Below are 15,584 nucleotides of genomic sequence, written 5' to 3' on the forward strand. Positions count from 1 at the left end.
ACGGCGCCTCGCTTCGCTCGGGGCCGGCTCGACCAGCAGTGGGGAGGCTGCGATGACATCGTATGGACAGTTCTGCCCGGTGGCCAAGGCGATGGAGTTGCTCGACGAGCGGTGGACGATCCTCATCGTCCGCGAACTCCTCTTGGGCAGTAGACATTTCAACGAGTTGCGGCGCGGTGTGCCGAAAATGTCGCCGGCGCTGCTCACCAAGAGGTTACGCACGCTGGAACGCGCCGGGGTGATCAACCGCAGTGAAGTCGGCGGTCGTTCGGTGTACACACTGACGCCGATGGGGGAGGAGCTCACGACCGTCGTGGAGGCGTTGAGCGTGTGGGGTGTCCGCTGGATCGGTGAACTCGGCGATGCCGACCTCGACCCGCATCTACTCATGTGGGACATGCACCGCACCGTCCCGATCGATCGGTGGCCGCGCCGACGCACCATGGTGCAGTTCGTCTTTCGTGATGTCATCGGCAAGGCGGGTACCTGGTGGCTGGTCGTCGCCGGTGGTGAGGCGCAGGTGTGCGACTTCGACCCCGGTTATGAACTCGATGCCACCGTGGCGACCGATCTGCGCACTCTCACCGAGATCTGGCGCGGCGACATCGACTGGCGGCTCGCGCTTGCCGCCGACCGGGTCGAGATCCACGGCCCGGCGGATGTGGCCCGCGACGTGCCGTCGTGGATCGGGCAGAGCATCTCGTCGGCGGTTCCGCGGCCGGCGTGAGAGCGCTGATCCGGCTCAGGCGATGTCCCGGCGGAATGTCGTGTAGCGGCCGATCACCGCGAACGCCGCGATGTAGGCGAGCATGACCAGCGCGCCGGCCCATTGCGGGAGCAGGTCGTCGCTGCCGCCGCCCATCGTCGCGAAGAAGCTCGATCCGACGAGGGCGTCGGCCGCGGACCCGGGCAGGAACTTCGACACCGACGAGGTGGCGTCGAACGTCGCCAGGGCGATGCGTGCGATGGGTTCGACGAGTTGGGTGAAGGCCAGCAGGATGACGATGGCGGCGACCTGATTGGACACCACCGCGCCGAACGCCACGCCCATCGCTGTCCACAGCACCATCACCAGCATCGACAGGCCGATCACCTCGAGGGTGGAGCTGTCGTCGAGGAATGCGCCGTCCCCGACCGTCGCGAGGATCGGTGCGGCGGTCGCGACGACCGCCAGCGTGCCGAGGACGCCGTAGAGCAGGCCCATCGGGATTCCGGCGATCAGCTTGGCCACCAGCAGGATTCCGCGTCGTGGTTCGACGAGCAGGCTCGCGGTGATGGTCTTGTGCCGGAATTCCCCGGTCACGGCGAGGCTGCCGATCACCAGCGCAAACACGTAGCCGATCGGACTCGTGAGCGCGTAGATCGAGCGTGCCAGGTCGGCGCCGACCAGGGTCGTCGGTTGTTGCACGGCGTTCTCGGTGGTCATCGAGAAGGCCAGTGCCGCACCGATGAAACCCAGGTAGACGACCATCGCGATGAGCAGTACCCACCACATCCTGGTGGAGGTGAACTTGCGGTACTCGGCGATCAGCGCGGCCCTCATCGGATCAACTCCGGCGAAGTCGGGCCGGCGGTCGGGGGACCGGGTGGACCGCTCGGGAAATGACCGGTCGGTGCGTCCGACGACTTCGTGAGGTGCAGGAAGACCGCCTCGAGATCGGCGCCGACATCGGCGAGCTGGTGGAGTTCGATGCCCGCGCCGAAGGTCGCGCTGCCGACCGTGGCAGCGCTCACCCCGGGAATCCGGAAACCATCGTGTGTGTCTTCGAGGTGCCACCCGCGTTCGCCCGCGAGCGCGACGAACGACGCACGTGACGGGGTTCGCACCACGACCGCGTGTTCGGCCAGGGCCTCGAAGTCGGACAGCGTCGACGCCCGAACCAGTTTGCCGTTGCCGATCACCACGACGTCGTCGACGGTGCTCCGCACCTCGGCGAGGACATGGCTGGAGACAAGCACCGTCCGTCCCTCGTGGGCGAGGGAACGGAGCAGACCGCGTAGCCACACGATGCCCTGCGGGTCGAGGCCGTTGGCCGGTTCGTCGAGCAGGATGATCTGCGGGTCGCCGAGCAGTGCGGTGGCCAGACCGAGCCGCTGTCGCATGCCCATCGAGTAGCCGCCCACCCGGCGGTCCGCGGCCTGGGACAGTCCGACGAAGTCGAGCACCTCCCGGCACCGCGACGTCGGGACCCCCACCTGCGGGGCGAGTGCCTTCAGATGCCCGAGGCCGGTGCGTCCGGGATGGAAGCTCGACGCCTCCAGGGCGGCGCCGACGTGCTGGGCCGGCTGGGGGATCTGCCGGAACGGGCGGTCGCCGATGAGTGCGCGGCCTGCCGTCGGCTCGACCAGTCCCAGGAGCATGCGCAGCGTGGTGGTCTTGCCCGAGCCGTTCGGTCCGAGGAATCCGGTGACACGGCCGGGGGCGACGGTGAACGACAGATCGTCGACCGCGGTCAGGCTGCCGAACCGCTTGGTGAGACCGTCGATCGTGATCGCGGGTGACTCCATCGGTACCTTCCGTAGGTGATGTGCGCACTCACGCTATCAATGTCGGCAGGTGCCTTCCTGGGATCGCTGCCGTAGCCTCGAACACGTTGCGGCGCACTGTATTCCGGATGCCCCGCGTGTCGTCAGAGCCAATCGCGCCGGCGGAACGAAACGTACAGTCCCACAACCAGGATGAGGATCAGGGTGACGCTGGTGATGAAGCCGGCCGCCTTCTCGAAACCGGGGAACGGCACGTTCTGTCCGTAGAAGCCGGTGATGGCGGTCGGCACGGCGATGATCGCCGCCCACGCGGTCAGCTTCTTCATGACCGTGTTCAACCGGGCGTCGGCGAGGGTCAGGTTGGTCTCGAAGACGGTGGTGATCATGTCCCGCAACGACTCCGTCCACTCCGACGCACGCAGTGCGTGGTCGTAGAGATCGGAGAAATGCGGGTCGAGCTCGGGTGGCGCCTGGTTGTCGAACCGCCGTCGCTGGATACCGGCGATCACCTCACGCATCGGCAGGACGACCCGTCGTAGGACGACGAGGTCCTTGCGCAGGTCGTAGGTTCGGCGCTGCAATTCGCGACCGGGGATCCGCTCGTCGAAGAGCAGGGCCTCGAGATCCTCGATCTCGTCGTCCAGGCGCTGCACGGCGTCGAAATGCCCGTCGACGACGACGTCGAGCAAGCCGTGCACGAGCGCGCCGATCCCGTACTGCATGGCCCCGCTGTCCGACCATCTGCGAACGACCTCGTCGATGTCGAGTGCCGGGGTCGGTCGCACGGTGATGAGCGCGTTGTGTTTGACGAAGACCGAGATGCGGTGCAGGTCGAACATCCGCGCCCGACCGTTCGCGGAGGAGCGGAATTCGGTCGCCGTGGAACCGCGGTCCTGGTCGTCCTGGTCGTCGGACGGTGTGTCGCCGTCGTGCAGTGAGACCGCGTAGACCATCACGAAGGTGTGCCCGGTGTACGTGACGGTCTTCACGCGTTCGGCCGCCGCGACGGTGTCCTCGATCGCGAACGGATCGAGATCGAGTTCGGCGGCGAGCCGGGACAGCGTCTCATGCGTCGGACATTCGATATCCGCCCAGATCAGCTTGTCCGAATCCTCGAGACAGGTGGATATCTCCCCGAGGTCGAAGCCGTCCACCGGCTCCCCGTTCCGCCAGATCTGACCGCGGATGCGTTCGACGCCGCGAGGTTCCGACGCGTCAGAGGGCACAGTCATGTGGCCATCGTGACACCGCCGGGCGTGTTCCGGCGGTGCGACAGGCAGTCGCGATGTCGGCCACACCGGATGGTCGTCGTCCGCGGGTAGCATCGAAATCGGTGTCTGTGGACGGGCGCGGGCACCGATTCTCCAGGTAAGGCGGCGACGACATGGTCGACAGCAATCCCCGCGGACATCGGTTGATGCCCGCGCGCACGAGCGAACAGATCCGCGAGTGGTGCGATCGTTCGGCGGTGCCGGGTGAACGTCGTGAGCTGTCGGACACCGCGGCGCTGCTCATCGCGTCCGGATATCTCACCCCGGGTGGTCGGGCGATCGTGGTGCGCCGGATCTCCACCGGCCGGCCGATGCCGTCGATGTCCGCGGGTTTCGGCGACCTCCGCCGCCTGCAGCGCGCGATCGTCCAGATCGAACACCAGCTGTCGAGTCCGGTCGTGCCCGGCGTGGTCGGCGCCGTGATGCGCAACCGGCTCAACGGCCTGCAGCGGCGCCGCGAGGACGCCCGGAAACAGATCGTCGCCGCCAAGGGCGTGTTCGCCTCCGGAACCAGGGCGATCCGGCGCGAGCGTCGGGAGAACGTCTATCTCGAGATCGAGGAACGAGACCGCCTGTTCGCCGGTCTGCTGTGCACCCCGACCCCCAACGTCAACACGTCGAGCTACGTCCGACGCGCCGGAACCGCCGCCTTCGACCGGATCGCGGGCGTGGTCGGCCAGGTGGCCGCGAAGTCGGGCAACTCGCAGGCGGGGCAGTGGGCTGACCAATTCCTGTCCGGCGTGCGCGAGGCGCCGGGCGGTCCATCCCCGGCCGGAGCGCCGCGCGCCGCGGCCTTCGTCGACGGCTACGAGACGCTGTTGTTCATCACCGGTCATTACTACGACCGCATCCTCGGCAACCCCGCGTGGCGCTCCGACCACTTCGAGGTCCAGCGCACCCAGGTGAACCTGCACGCCGAGGTCGCCGAGATCGCCGCCGACGTCATCGCGCTGCGAGCCGTGCGCATCGATCTCGACCGGGCCAAGCGAAACGGCGGCTTCGACCGCACCTTCGCCGCGCAGATCGATCAGCGGGAGACGACGCTGCGGCCGGTGTGGACCGAGCTCATCGACCGCGTCCAGGCGCTCGGCGAGGTGGCGCACGTCGTCGAGTCCGCGGCCGTCGAACTCCAGGTTCTCGCCGAGTACAACAAGGCGGCCACCCTGGACGATCGCATCGACGCGCTGATCGCGAGGTCTGGAGACCGGGAGATCTCCGTCGACAACGCCAAACGTCTCACCGAGCAGGTCCGCAGCGGCGAGGAGCAGTTGCGGATCTATCGAGATGTGTTGCAGGGCAACATCGCCCGAATCTCGCCGGCGGTGCCGCGGGAGCTACCCGCCCGCTACGAGCCGTCGTGAGGCGGCGCTGAGGTAGTTCTTCTCGGAGGGCGTCAGCCGCCGCAGGGTGTGCTTCTCGATGTCGACGACGGCCATCTGGGTGCTCGCCACGCACGCCGGCCGGCCGGCGGGTTCGGCTCCGGCGCCGCGGATCTCGTATCCGATGGTGAAGTCCACCGAGCGAAAACCTTTGATCCACATCCCGATTCGCAACGGGGAATCGTCGTGGCGCAGCTGGGCCTGATACCGGATGTCGACGTGCACGATCATCGCGCTCGTGATCAGCGGGGCGTAGTCCTCGCCGGCGCTCAACAGCCACGCGATGCGCGCCTCTTCCATCAGCGTGACCATCCGTGCGTGGTTGATGTGGCCGAAGGCGTCCATGTCCGACCACCGCACCCCGACTTCGGCGACGAAGGCGAAGTCCTTCGGGCCGAGTCCCTCGGTGGGCGATGTCTCGTCCGGTCCGGGGCGCTGATGGTGAACAGAACGTGAACTGGGCATCGTCGACTTTCCTCGGCGGTCCCGGTGTCCGTGAGATGCCGTGGTCACGACCTTCCACTCCGCTGTACGCCGGGTAGTCTGTGAGTCTAGATGTCCGCGCCGCTCGGATTCCGACCGGCGCGGACGCGCACGTGGTGACACGACGGGTCCGGGTGCGCTCGGGGGGACTGTCGGCGAGGGAGTTGGCGAGATGTCGAGGCGGTTGATCGCGGGCCTGGTGTGCCTGATGGTGGGGATTCTGTCGACCCCGGCCATCGCCGACGCTGCTCCCAGACAGGTGGCGCGGATCGCCAAGTCCGAGAAGCTGAGTGCACTGCGTACCGACATCTGGGTGTTCTCGCCGGCGATGAACGAGCGGATCAAGCTGTCGGTGCTCACCCCGGTCGGCGGCTCGACGCCGCGCTCGACGGTCTACATGCTCGACGGCGCGGGTGCCGAGGGCGAGGTCAGCGACTGGATCACCAAGGGCCGGGCCGGTCGCTTCTTCGCCGACAAGAACGTCAACGTCGTGCTCCCCACCGGCGGCAAGGGCACGTTCTACACCGACTGGCAGAAGAAAGACGCGGCGCTCGGCAAGCCGATGTGGGAGACCTTCCTCACCAAAGAGCTGCCCCCGCTGATCGACGACAGATTCGACGGCAACGGACGCAATGCGGTCATCGGCTTGTCGATGGGCGGGCAGGCCGCCTTCTCGCTGGCCATCCGCCATCCCGAGATGTACACCGGGGTCGCCTCGCTCAGCGGCTGCCCGCCGGTGTCCGGACCGGTCAACGAGGCGTATGTCCGGACCACCGTCGGCCGCGACGGCGGTGACGCCACCAACATGTGGGGCCCGTTCGGGTCGGCGGGCTGGCGCGCGCACGATCCGAGCCTCCATCTGGACCGGCTGCGGGGCAAGAACATCTTCATCTCGGCCGGGTCGGGTGCCATCGGACCTCTCGACCTGCAGCGGCAGATCGAGCCGGACGAAGGTCCGCGCGAGGTCGTGACCGCGTCGTCGTCGGCGCTCGAATTGGGCGCCTACCGGTGCTCGCTCGAGTTCGCCATCACGCTGCGCGCCGCGGGGGTGCCCTACACCGACGGGTTCCGCCTCATCGGAACCCACACCTGGGCGTACTGGGAGCGCGACCTCGCGGTCCTCTGGCCGACCATCGGTCGCGGGCTCTAGTCCGGCCGCGGGAGCGGGCCGACCACGAGGGTCAGCTCCGGGGGCCGTCCCAGCTCTCGGCGAACCGCAGGAACACATCGACCTCGTCGGTGTTGGTGACGGTCACCCGCACGCCGTCACCGGCGAAGGGGCGGACCACCACCCCGGCGTCGACGCAGGCGCGTGCGAACTCCGACGACGCCGCGCCCAGGTCGAGCCACACGAAGTTGGCCTGCGAGTCGGGCACCCGGTATCCGGCCTCGCGCAGTCGGGTGGTGACGCGGGCGCGTTCGGCGACGACCGCGTCCGTGCGGACAAGTAGCTGGTCGCCGGCATCGAGGCTGGCCAGCGCCGCGGCCTGCGCGACGCTGCTGACCGAGAACGGGACGTGGACCTTTCCCAGGGCAGTGATGACCTCTGGGTCGGCGATCGCATAGCCCACGCGCAGGCCGGCCAGTCCGTACGCCTTGGAGAAGGTGCGCAGCACCACCAGGTTGGGGAACTCGCGCCGGAGTTCGAGCGCGTCGTACGCCTGGTTCGACGGCAGGCGCAGGTACTCGAAGTACGCCTCGTCGAGTGCGACGACGACATCCGACGGCACGCGCTGCAGGAAGTCACGGAGGTCGGCCGCCTCGACCACGGTCCCGGTCGGGTTGTTCGGGTTGCACACGAAGATCAGCCGCGTGCGGTCGGTGACCGCGTCGGCCATCGCGCGCAGATCGTAGGTCAGGTCGCCGGTGAGCGGGACCTGCACCGGTGTCGCGCCCGCGACGCGGGTCGCGAGGGGGTAGGTCTCGAAGGACCGCCACCCGAAGACCACCTCGTCGCCCGGTCCGCTGGTGACGAGGATGAGGTTCTGGCAGAGGATGACCGACCCGCACCCGACCTGGATCTCGTCTTCGGTGACGCCGAGGCTCTTGGCCAGCGCCGCGGTCAGCTCGACCATCCCGTTGTCGGGGTAGCGGTTCACGGCTGCAGCGGCGGCGGCGATGGCTTCGATGACGCTCGGCAGCGGACCCTCGGTGACCTCGTTGCTCGCCAGCTTCACCGCTCCGGGAAACGTCTTGCCCGGCACGTACACGGGAAGGTCGTCGAGATCGGGGCGGATTCGCAGGCTCACCCGACCAATGTAGGCCGCGGTCGCGTATGGGCGGAAACCGGCTCTGACCAACCGGTTTGCTTGTGGCCGCGAAGGGTGTGTAACCTTTCGACTCGGCAGTTCGAAAGGACTCCGCCGAGGAGGCGTGCCAGAGCGGCCGAATGGGACTCACTGCTAATGAGTTGTCTCGCTAAAACGGGACCGGAGGTTCAAATCCTCTCGCCTCCGCCAACCGCAGTCGGCCGACCGCGGTACAACTGAAGAGCACGACAACTGAATATCACGCGCCCGTAGCTCAACGGATAGAGCATCTGACTACGGATCAGAAGGTTTGGGGTTCGAATCCCTACGGGCGCACCACAGAGGCCCGTCACCGATCCCGGTGGCGGGCCTCTTCTGTGCACGCCGGAACCCTGGGTGGGTGGACGAGGTGCCGGTGCACACGTTCTGGGTCACGGCGAACATCGGGCGGCGATCGGAGTAGCCCCGTCGGTTCCGATGATCTGCCGTGATGCCATCCATCCTCGCCGGTGTCCGTGGCGTCGACACGAGTACGGCACTACCCCAATCGGTGCGGGGGCGACTACGCGCGGAGGATCACCAGCTGCTGTGTCGCCCGTGTCATCGACACGTAGCGGTCGACGGCACCCTCGGTCCCGGGGCCGAACGAGTCCGGATCGACGAGCACCACGAGATCGAATTCGAGTCCCTTGGTGAGCGTGGGGGTCAGCGACCGCACGCGCTCGGTCCCCGCGAAGTCCGGTTCGCCGATCACGCATGCGATCCCGTCTCGATGTGTCGACGTCCAGTCGGCGATCACCGTGTCGAGGTCGGCGCGAACGCCGAAGGTCACCGGAATGCCCGACCGCCGAACCGAAGTCGGGACATTCGCATCGGGGAGCGCCGCGCGGATGACGGGTGCGGCCGCATCCATGATCTCCTCCGGGGTCCGGTAGTTGATCGTGAGTCCCGCCTCGGTGACGTCACCCAACCCGACGCGACGAAGTCGCTCTTCCCACGATTCGGTGAACCCGCGCCGGGCCTGCGCGCGGTCTCCGACGACGGTGAAACTCTTCGACGGACAGCGATCGATCAGCATCTGCCACTGGGCGTCGGTCAGTTCCTGGGCCTCGTCGACGACGATGTGCGCGAACGGCCCGGCCAGCGGCCCGGCGGTCTCACCGACGATCTCGTCCCCGAGGTTGTCACGCAGGTTCTCGTGCCGCAGCATCGCCATCAGTCCCTCGCCGTCGTCGTGGACCTCCGCGGCGATCAGGTCGTCGACCACCTGGTCGATCTTCTCGCGCTCGGCCGTCATGGCCGTGCGCTGCCTGCGACGTCGGGCCGCCGCCGCCGGATCCCCGATTCGCCGATGTGCGCGGTCGAGGACCGGCAGGTCTGCATCGGTCCAGGCGTGTGGGGTGGCGCGCTGGAGCACGCGTACCTCGGCGGGGGACAGCCACGGCGCGCACATGCGGAGGAATGCCGGCACCGACCACAGGTCACCGATGATCTCGGCGGCGTCGAGCACCGGCCATGCGCGCGAGAATGCCGTCACGAGTTCGGCGTTCGCCGCCAACGCACGACGCAGCGCGTGGTGGGGCACGTCGTCGTCGTGTCGCGAGGCGATGATGGACACCAGTTCCTCCCACACCTCGTCGCGGGCATCGTTGTGCGCTGTACCGTGTTCCGGCACGTCGAAGGCGTCCGCCCAATCGGTCGGTGTCAGAGTCGTCTCCGCCCACGGAGTCTCGACCACCAAGGGCGTCGTGGGCGGTTGTTCGTAGAATCTCACCGCCGGTTCGACCGCCTCGACCATCCGAACCGATGACTTCAATCGCGCCACGTCGACGTCGGTTTCGGTTGTCGCCGAACCACCTTCGACGACGAAATCGGTGAGAGTGCATGTCTGGACGCTCTCCTCGCCGAGACTCGGCAGCACATCGGCGACATAGGAGAGGTAGGGCCGGTGGGGTCCGACGACGAGCAGCCGGCCGCGATTGCCCGCAAGGCGCGGATCGGCGTAGACGAGGTAGGCGGCACGATGCAGCGCGACGACGGTCTTTCCGGTCCCGGGACCACCGTCGACGACGAGGGCGCCGTGCGAGCCGGCTCGGATGATCGCGTCCTGATCGGTGGCGATGGTGCCGAGGACATCTCGCATCCGCGGGGATCGACTGGCGCCGAGGTCGGCGAGGAAGGCCGACTGCTCGTCGAGCGCGGCGTGCGAGGCGAGCACCGCGGGGTCGTCGACGAAGACCTCGTCCCAGTAGTCGGTGATCCGGCCGTGCGTCCAGCGGTAGCGGCGTCGGCTCACCAGTCCCATCGGGTCTCGACGGGTGGCGGCGAAGAACGGCGCGGCCAGCGGGGTGCGCCAGTCGACGAGCAGGGTCTCGCCGGCGGAATCCGTCAGTCCGATCCGCCCGACGTACAGGATGTCCCCGTCGTCGCGGACCAGCCGGCCCAGGCACAGGTCGAGGCCGAAGCGCCGTAGGGATCGTATGCGAGAGCCGAGCTGATGGATCTCCATGTCGCGGTCGACGGCCCGCCGCCCCTTGCCGCCGGCTTCGCGCAGCAGTCCCTGCAGGCGTTCCTCGGCGTCCGTCAGAGTGCGCCGCAGACTCGTGGTGATCGAGGTGAGATGTCGGGTGTCGTCGGCGATGAGGACGGGATCGTTCTTCGGGGACAGGCGGTCGGGGAGGGCGAACACAACGGTGGTCGTCGAACTCACGTCGGCAGGGGCTTCGGGTACTGAGGGCACAGATAGGGCTCCGAATCGGCAGGCGGCGGGGTTGTCTCGGCAGGTGAGAGAGCGATTCTGCACCGCGAGGGGGGTCTTGCGGCAAGCCCCTGTCCAGGGCTTATGGTGAAAGGGGAAAAGAGATCGCCGCTCGCGCGGGTGAAACGGACTCCAGTCCCACTTGACCCGATCAGCCCATCACCTGTTGCAGCCTGGTGTGCTGTATGTGAAAGTACTGTCAGTTCACTACGGTGAACTCCTATCGGTGGGGCCTGTCAGGGGGCTGCCGCCCCCGAAGATCTGGGGGTGGGGCGGCAGCGCGGCCACGGTTCTCCATTCCCGGTCATCTCTCCCGTTCCGGGACTCATTCGACCAACTGGTCCTTTGTCGCCGTGGCGTCGTCGTGGCCTGCGGCTTTCCGATCGCCGAGATGAGCATCCGAACCCGCGTCGTAAGGTCGGAGATGGAATGACACGCGGCGTCGCGCCGGTCCGCCCGGTTGCAGCCGGTGCCTCGACGCGTCGTCGACGACGACGCTCACGATCTCGACCGGAGGCCGACGATGGGACAGCCGTACGGGGGCCGTGACCCCGGCGCCCGCGATCCGCGGCACCGCGACGATGCCGGCGGTCAGACCGGCGGGTCCCCGCGTGATCTGTACGGACAGCCCGTCGCACCGCAGCTCTATCCGCCGCTCGGGTACGCCTCCGACGGCACCCCGCTGTTCCGTCCCGGCCAGCCGACGAACACCGAGCTGACCATGGCCGAGCGCGCCGAGCGTGCCGAGGGCGAGCGGATTGCGACCGCCGAGCGGGAGGCCGACGACGCGGACGGCCGGGCGGGTTCCCGCGTTCTCGGAGTCCCCACCGCGACCCTGGTCCTGACCTCGGGGATGGTGGTGCTGCTCGTGGTGGCCTTCGTCGGATTCCTCGGACTCCGTCAGGGGGCCGAAGAACCCCTCGCGGATTCGCCGCTCACCACCGACACGATGCCGATCCCTCGTACCTTCGAACCGCCCAGCCTCACCCCGCCCGAGCCGGGACAACAGCTCCCGGGGCAACCCGGTGAGCGGATCGACCCGCAGAACAAACCGGTGACCTACGAGGCGACCATCGACGGGCAGGCCACCATCCTGTACGTCGACGATGCCGGGTTGCGCTCCGAGTTCGCCCCGACGAATCCGTGGACCGTCCAGTTCACCGGCGGGATCAATCCGCTGCGTCTGCTGGTGATCGCGGGGACGGGTAGTGCGGTGACCTGCTCGATCACCGTCGACGGCGAGGTGGTGGTGGAGGACACGGTGACGCCGTCGTCCACGCGTCGCACCGCGTCCTGCATCGCCTGAGCCGTCACGTTCCCGTCATCGCGAATCCCGCGTGTCGGTGGGGTGACCTGCTCGTCCGATGTGTGATCGGGGCCGTGGCTCGCTACCTTGGTCACGTGAGTTCCCCGCAGACAGCCCCAGACAGTGGTCAGTCTTCCGCCCCCAACGACGAGTTCAAGACGATGCTCACGTGGCGAGGCGAAGACACCGATCGACTCGAACAGGTCCGCCTGGTCGTGTCCGGCGCGCGCCTCAAGGCATACGGACGGATCATCGCCGCGGCGACCGCCGACCACGAGGCGTTCTCCGCGTCCTATGAGCTGCAGACCACCGACGCCGGTGTGGTCAAGCGGCTGACCGTGCACCTGGTGCGCGCGGACGGGGAGACGCAGTTCGGCATCACCCGCGACGACGAGGGCACGTGGCTGATCCGCCGCCCCGACGGCGAGACCACCCGCTCGGATTTCGACGGCGCCGAAGACGTGGACCTCGCGCTGTCGCCCATGTTCAACTCTCTGCCGATCCGACGCCGCGGCCTGTCGGCGTCGACGCCCACAACGGTCGAGGTCCCGGTCGCCTACATGTATCTGCCCAGCGGCGACGTGAAGCCGGCGACGATGTCGTACACCCCGGGCAAAGACGGGTTCCGCGTGGTGTCGCCGCTCGCGACGACGACGATCACGGTCGACGAGAACAACTTCGTCGTCGACTATCCGGGTCTCGCGCGGCGCGTCTGAGCCCTGCCCGGGTTCAGCCCACCCACACCCGGCCCTGGTGGGCCTGACGGCGGAGTTCCTGCTGCCAGCCGTCGTCGCCGACGGTCACCCCGGAGATGACCTCCGCGGTCCCGGAGTGCAGCTGCTCGTACGCAGCCCGGGCGCGGTGTCCGTCGTCGACGAGCACTTCGACGGTTCCGTGGTCGCGCAGTTCGTCGCGCACGGCGATGAGGCGGTCGATGGTCTCGCTGAGGACGTTGAGCACGGCGATGCCGTTGGCCTCGATCATCGCCCGCTGCAGGGCGGGTGCCGTGCCGGCGACCCGGGTGCCGTCGCGGAAGCTACCGGCCGCCAGGCGCAGCGCGAGGTCGCTCTCACCGGCCCCGACGGCGGCCGTTGCCGCGGCGGTCAGGTGCGGTAGATGGGAGATCGCGGCGACCGCCCGATCATGCGCATCGGGGGCGACCGGCACCACCCGTGAGCCGACGGCCACGGCGAGCGCGGCCACCGTGAGCCAGTCGTCGGACGGGGTGTCGTCTGTTGTGGTGACGGCCCACATGGCTCCGTCGAAGAGGGTCGCGTCGGTTGCTGCCCAGCCCGACGAGCTGGTCCCCGCCATCGGATGACCGCCCACATACCGGCCACCGGGATGCAGGTGGGCGAGGACGCGCGCGACTTCCTGCTTGACGCTGATGACGTCGGTGACAAGGACGTCGGGGGCGTGCTCGGCGATGGCGCTCACCAGCGGCTCGATCGTCGTCACGGGTGTCGCCAGCACGACCAGTGCGTCCGACGACGCCGCGCGGCCAAGTGTCGCAACGAGATCCGAAGACGCGTCGTATCCGTCGCGCGTGGCGGCATCGACGGTCGCCGTCGACCGGTTGTAGCCGAACGCCTCGTGTCCGGCGTCGTGCAGGGCCCGCACGAGCGAGCCGCCGATCAGGCCCAGGCCCAGCACGCATACCGGTCGGGGGAGGGTGAGAGCGGGGGACGACGGCGCGGCAGTCACCCTGACACGTTCCCATACCGGTCACGCACGGTGAACCGGGACTTGGGAGTACCGGTGATAGGGGCTACGGTTTCCTGCATGGCCGGTGCCGGATTTGGGAAGTCGGGGTCGAACGCGCAGGACGTGGACGACGACATCGACGGTTTTGCCGTGGCGGTCGTACGCGACGAGAGTGGCTGGAAGGTCACCGCGATGAAGCCGTCTGCGCTCTCCGACCTCGAGGACGCCGAAACCCAATTGCGTGAGCTGCGTTCCGCGGGCGCGGTGTTCGGGCTCCTCGATGTCGACGACGAGTTCTTCATCATCGTGCGGCCGTCCCCGACGGGAGCGCGTCTCCTGATCTCCGACGCGACCGCCTCCGTCGACTACGACATCGCGGTCGACGCGCTGGACGCCCTGAACGTCGAGGTGCCCGACATCGATCCGGACGAACTCGACCAGATCGATCCGTGGGAAGAAGGGGATCTCGGGTTGCTCGCCGACCTGGGACTGCCCGACGCGGTCATGAGCGTCATCGTCGGCGACACCGATCTCTACGCCGACGAGCAACTCGGCATGATCGCCGCACGGCTCGGCTTCGCCGACGAGCTGGGCAAGGTCCTCGATTCGCTCGGCCACTGAGCCTGTCGGCATCCGCGCGATGAGTGCGCCCCCCTGGGAATCCATGGTTCGTGCCGCACTCGACGCGGCGACGCTGTCGGGGACCGACGACGTACCCATCGGTGCGGTCGTGTTCGACCCGGAGGGCGTCGAATTGGCCCGCGCGGCGAACCGCCGGGAGGCCGATGGCGATCCGACGGCACACGCCGAGGTCCTCGCGCTGCGTGCGGCGGCGCGGGCGTTCGGTGACGGCTGGCGGCTCCCGGGGTGCACGATCGCGGTGACCGTCGAACCCTGCACCATGTGTGCGGGCGCGATCACGCTGTCTCGGGTCGACGCCGTCGTGTTCGGAGCGTGGGAGCCCAAGACGGGTGCGGTCGGCTCGTTGTGGGACGTCGTGCGCGATCCACGGCTGTCGCATCGCCCCCAGGTGAAGGGCGGCGTCCTCGAAGACGAGTGCCGCGCGCTCATGGTCGACTTCTTCGCCACCCGCCGACACCCGTGATCGCGCGCGGTCTCGGGGTCACGCAAGGACAAGATCGGTGAGATCTCAGGGTGCGGACCGGTGGTCGTCGCTGCGCGGTCCTGGCAGATTGGAATGCAGCACCCGACCCGCGAGGAGTAGTCATGACCGATCCGTCCGACAAGGTGACCGCGGCCTTCGACACCGCCAAGGCCAAGATCAACGAGTTCGCCGAGAGCGGCAAGGTGCAGGAGGCGCTGGGAACCGCCCGCGACAAGATCGACGAGCTCGTCGAGAGCAAGCAGGTCCAGGATGTCCTGGCCACCGCGAAGGACAAGCTCAACGACCTCGCGGAGAACGAGAAGGTCCAGGAGGTGTTCAGCACCGCCAAGGACAAGCTGAACGAGGTGTCGGAGAAGTTCACCAGCCGCTGACAGGCCGCTGACCTGCGTTCCTGCAGCTCAGTGTGCACCTGTGGCACGGTGGGAGGCAGGAGTCCGCTCCTCAGGCGGCGCCAGTGTCGAGCAGCCGGCGCGTCGGTCGTCGCCGAGTTCTTCCACATCGGACGGCACCCGGCCGCGCCGAACCTCAACCCAGGAGGCTTCATGGGAACCACGGACGACGCCAAGAACAAGGCCGAAGAGCTCAAGGGTCGCGGCAAGGAAGCTGCGGGCAGCCTCACCGACGATCAGGACCTCAAGAACGAGGGCAAGGGCGACCAGGCGCAGGCCCAGGGCAAGCAGAAGGTCACCGAGGCCGCTGATGCCGTCAAGGGCAAGATCGACGACGTCAAGGACAAGCTGACCGGCCACTAGTACACCCGCCGCTCGGCGCCTGTACGCCTGACCAGCCGATTTAAGTCTGACCGCAGGTCTGCGGTACAG

Annotated in this window: 16 protein-coding genes and 2 tRNA genes; 11 read left to right on the plus strand and 7 right to left on the minus strand. The window is 68.1% G+C overall.

Features of this window, described 5'->3' with window-relative positions:
* Positions 1-52 precede the first annotated feature (52 nt).
* A complete protein-coding gene (locus AC3B6C_RS09325; protein ID WP_010843231.1) occupies positions 53-727 on the plus strand; it encodes a winged helix-turn-helix transcriptional regulator in 675 nt (224 codons plus the stop codon).
* Positions 728-742: 15 nt separating this feature from the next.
* Here AC3B6C_RS09325 and AC3B6C_RS09330 read toward each other — a convergent pair whose 3' ends face one another.
* The 3 genes from AC3B6C_RS09330 to AC3B6C_RS09340 all read right to left on the minus strand — a co-directional run bounded on the left by AC3B6C_RS09330 (position 743) and on the right by AC3B6C_RS09340 (position 3,719).
* Entirely contained in the window at positions 743-1,543 is an 801-nt protein-coding gene (locus tag AC3B6C_RS09330; protein ID WP_055476096.1) for an ABC transporter permease subunit, read from the minus strand.
* A complete protein-coding gene (locus AC3B6C_RS09335) occupies positions 1,540-2,508 on the minus strand; it encodes an ABC transporter ATP-binding protein (RefSeq protein WP_488375805.1) in 969 nt (322 codons plus the stop codon). The genes AC3B6C_RS09330 and AC3B6C_RS09335 overlap by 4 nt, the downstream gene beginning before the upstream one ends.
* 122 nt (positions 2,509-2,630) lie before the next feature.
* Positions 2,631-3,719 (minus strand): magnesium transporter CorA family protein, encoded by a 1,089-nt coding sequence (locus tag AC3B6C_RS09340; RefSeq protein ID WP_488375806.1) that lies wholly within the window; start codon positions 3,717-3,719, stop codon positions 2,631-2,633.
* Between the two features lie 152 nt (positions 3,720-3,871).
* On the opposite strand from AC3B6C_RS09340, the gene AC3B6C_RS09345 reads away from it, so the two are divergent.
* Positions 3,872-5,119 carry a hypothetical protein gene (locus AC3B6C_RS09345; protein ID WP_014925036.1) on the plus strand — a complete coding sequence of 416 codons (1,248 nt, stop codon included), beginning with the start codon at positions 3,872-3,874 and terminating at the stop codon, positions 5,117-5,119.
* On the opposite strand, the gene AC3B6C_RS09350 is transcribed toward AC3B6C_RS09345, so the two are convergent.
* Positions 5,093-5,602, minus strand: coding sequence for an acyl-CoA thioesterase (locus AC3B6C_RS09350; RefSeq protein WP_488375807.1), 510 nt, complete (start codon positions 5,600-5,602; stop codon positions 5,093-5,095). The two genes, AC3B6C_RS09345 and AC3B6C_RS09350, sit on opposite strands and share 27 nt — an antisense overlap.
* A 190-nt stretch (positions 5,603-5,792) precedes the next feature.
* On the opposite strand from AC3B6C_RS09350, the gene AC3B6C_RS09355 reads away from it, so the two are divergent.
* A complete protein-coding gene (locus AC3B6C_RS09355) occupies positions 5,793-6,770 on the plus strand; it encodes an alpha/beta hydrolase (RefSeq protein WP_488358518.1) in 978 nt (325 codons plus the stop codon).
* A 31-nt stretch (positions 6,771-6,801) separates the two neighbouring features.
* On the opposite strand, the gene hisC is transcribed toward AC3B6C_RS09355, so the two are convergent.
* Positions 6,802-7,869: a histidinol-phosphate transaminase gene (hisC, locus tag AC3B6C_RS09360; RefSeq protein ID WP_488375808.1), complete on the minus strand. Its 1,068-nt coding sequence runs from the start codon at positions 7,867-7,869 to the stop codon at positions 6,802-6,804.
* Positions 7,870-7,987: 118 nt separating this feature from the next.
* On the opposite strand from hisC, the gene AC3B6C_RS09365 reads away from it, so the two are divergent.
* Together AC3B6C_RS09365 and AC3B6C_RS09370 are read left to right on the plus strand one after the other, a co-directional pair.
* Positions 7,988-8,079: transfer RNA gene (locus AC3B6C_RS09365), tRNA-Ser, on the plus strand.
* 53 nt (positions 8,080-8,132) lie between these two features.
* A tRNA-Arg gene (locus AC3B6C_RS09370) sits at positions 8,133-8,208 on the plus strand.
* A 223-nt stretch (positions 8,209-8,431) separates the two neighbouring features.
* On the opposite strand, the gene helR is transcribed toward AC3B6C_RS09370, so the two are convergent.
* Positions 8,432-10,579, minus strand: a complete 2,148-nt coding sequence (gene helR, locus AC3B6C_RS09375) for an RNA polymerase recycling motor ATPase HelR (protein ID WP_488375810.1) — start codon at positions 10,577-10,579, stop codon at positions 8,432-8,434.
* A gap of 571 nt (positions 10,580-11,150) precedes the next feature.
* On the opposite strand from helR, the gene AC3B6C_RS09380 reads away from it, so the two are divergent.
* Together AC3B6C_RS09380 and AC3B6C_RS09385 are read left to right on the plus strand one after the other, a co-directional pair.
* Positions 11,151-11,933, plus strand: coding sequence for a hypothetical protein (locus AC3B6C_RS09380; RefSeq protein ID WP_014925041.1), 783 nt, complete (start codon positions 11,151-11,153; stop codon positions 11,931-11,933).
* Between the two features lie 161 nt (positions 11,934-12,094).
* Positions 12,095-12,649, plus strand: a complete 555-nt coding sequence (locus AC3B6C_RS09385) for a putative glycolipid-binding domain-containing protein (RefSeq protein WP_010843241.1) — start codon at positions 12,095-12,097, stop codon at positions 12,647-12,649.
* A gap of 13 nt (positions 12,650-12,662) precedes the next feature.
* Here AC3B6C_RS09385 and AC3B6C_RS09390 read toward each other — a convergent pair whose 3' ends face one another.
* A complete protein-coding gene (locus tag AC3B6C_RS09390) occupies positions 12,663-13,637 on the minus strand; it encodes a prephenate dehydrogenase (RefSeq protein WP_488375811.1) in 975 nt (324 codons plus the stop codon).
* Between the two features lie 78 nt (positions 13,638-13,715).
* Here AC3B6C_RS09390 and AC3B6C_RS09395 point away from each other — a divergent pair, with 78 nt between their 5' ends.
* The 4 genes from AC3B6C_RS09395 (at position 13,716) to AC3B6C_RS09410 (ending at position 15,515) form a co-directional block, all read left to right on the plus strand.
* On the plus strand, positions 13,716-14,258 hold the full coding sequence (locus tag AC3B6C_RS09395) for a tRNA adenosine deaminase-associated protein (RefSeq protein WP_014925043.1): 543 nt from the start codon (positions 13,716-13,718) through the stop codon (positions 14,256-14,258).
* Between the two features lie 19 nt (positions 14,259-14,277).
* The gene (locus tag AC3B6C_RS09400; protein WP_193748601.1) at positions 14,278-14,742 is read left to right on the plus strand and encodes a nucleoside deaminase; all 465 of its coding nucleotides are present in this window, start codon (positions 14,278-14,280) and stop codon (positions 14,740-14,742) included.
* A 122-nt stretch (positions 14,743-14,864) separates the two neighbouring features.
* Positions 14,865-15,134: a hypothetical protein gene (locus AC3B6C_RS09405; RefSeq protein WP_488375812.1), complete on the plus strand. Its 270-nt coding sequence runs from the start codon at positions 14,865-14,867 to the stop codon at positions 15,132-15,134.
* Positions 15,135-15,305: 171 nt separating this feature from the next.
* Positions 15,306-15,515, plus strand: a complete 210-nt coding sequence (locus tag AC3B6C_RS09410) for a CsbD family protein (RefSeq protein ID WP_010843246.1) — start codon at positions 15,306-15,308, stop codon at positions 15,513-15,515.
* Positions 15,516-15,584 lie beyond the last annotated feature (69 nt).

The organism is Gordonia sp. 11cp (assembly GCF_057767225.1).

What these genes read in the sequence shown, in the direction of transcription:
- AC3B6C_RS09325 (WP_010843231.1), top strand. Translation starts at nt 53, where the DNA reads ATGACATCGTATGGACAGTTCTGCCCGGTGGCCAAGGCGATGGAGTTG.
- AC3B6C_RS09410 (WP_010843246.1), top strand. Translation starts at nt 15,306, where the DNA reads ATGGGAACCACGGACGACGCCAAGAACAAGGCCGAAGAGCTCAAGGGT.
- AC3B6C_RS09350 (WP_488375807.1), bottom strand. Translation starts at nt 5,602, where the DNA reads ATGCCCAGTTCACGTTCTGTTCACCATCAGCGCCCCGGACCGGACGAG.
- AC3B6C_RS09380 (WP_014925041.1), top strand. Translation starts at nt 11,151, where the DNA reads ATGGGACAGCCGTACGGGGGCCGTGACCCCGGCGCCCGCGATCCGCGG.
- AC3B6C_RS09400 (WP_193748601.1), top strand. Translation starts at nt 14,278, where the DNA reads ATGAGTGCGCCCCCCTGGGAATCCATGGTTCGTGCCGCACTCGACGCG.
- AC3B6C_RS09345 (WP_014925036.1), top strand. Translation starts at nt 3,872, where the DNA reads ATGGTCGACAGCAATCCCCGCGGACATCGGTTGATGCCCGCGCGCACG.
- AC3B6C_RS09330 (WP_055476096.1), bottom strand. Translation starts at nt 1,543, where the DNA reads ATGAGGGCCGCGCTGATCGCCGAGTACCGCAAGTTCACCTCCACCAGG.
- AC3B6C_RS09395 (WP_014925043.1), top strand. Translation starts at nt 13,716, where the DNA reads ATGGCCGGTGCCGGATTTGGGAAGTCGGGGTCGAACGCGCAGGACGTG.
- AC3B6C_RS09335 (WP_488375805.1), bottom strand. Translation starts at nt 2,508, where the DNA reads ATGGAGTCACCCGCGATCACGATCGACGGTCTCACCAAGCGGTTCGGC.
- AC3B6C_RS09355 (WP_488358518.1), top strand. Translation starts at nt 5,793, where the DNA reads ATGTCGAGGCGGTTGATCGCGGGCCTGGTGTGCCTGATGGTGGGGATT.
- AC3B6C_RS09405 (WP_488375812.1), top strand. Translation starts at nt 14,865, where the DNA reads ATGACCGATCCGTCCGACAAGGTGACCGCGGCCTTCGACACCGCCAAG.
- AC3B6C_RS09340 (WP_488375806.1), bottom strand. Translation starts at nt 3,719, where the DNA reads ATGACTGTGCCCTCTGACGCGTCGGAACCTCGCGGCGTCGAACGCATC.
- AC3B6C_RS09385 (WP_010843241.1), top strand. Translation starts at nt 12,095, where the DNA reads ATGCTCACGTGGCGAGGCGAAGACACCGATCGACTCGAACAGGTCCGC.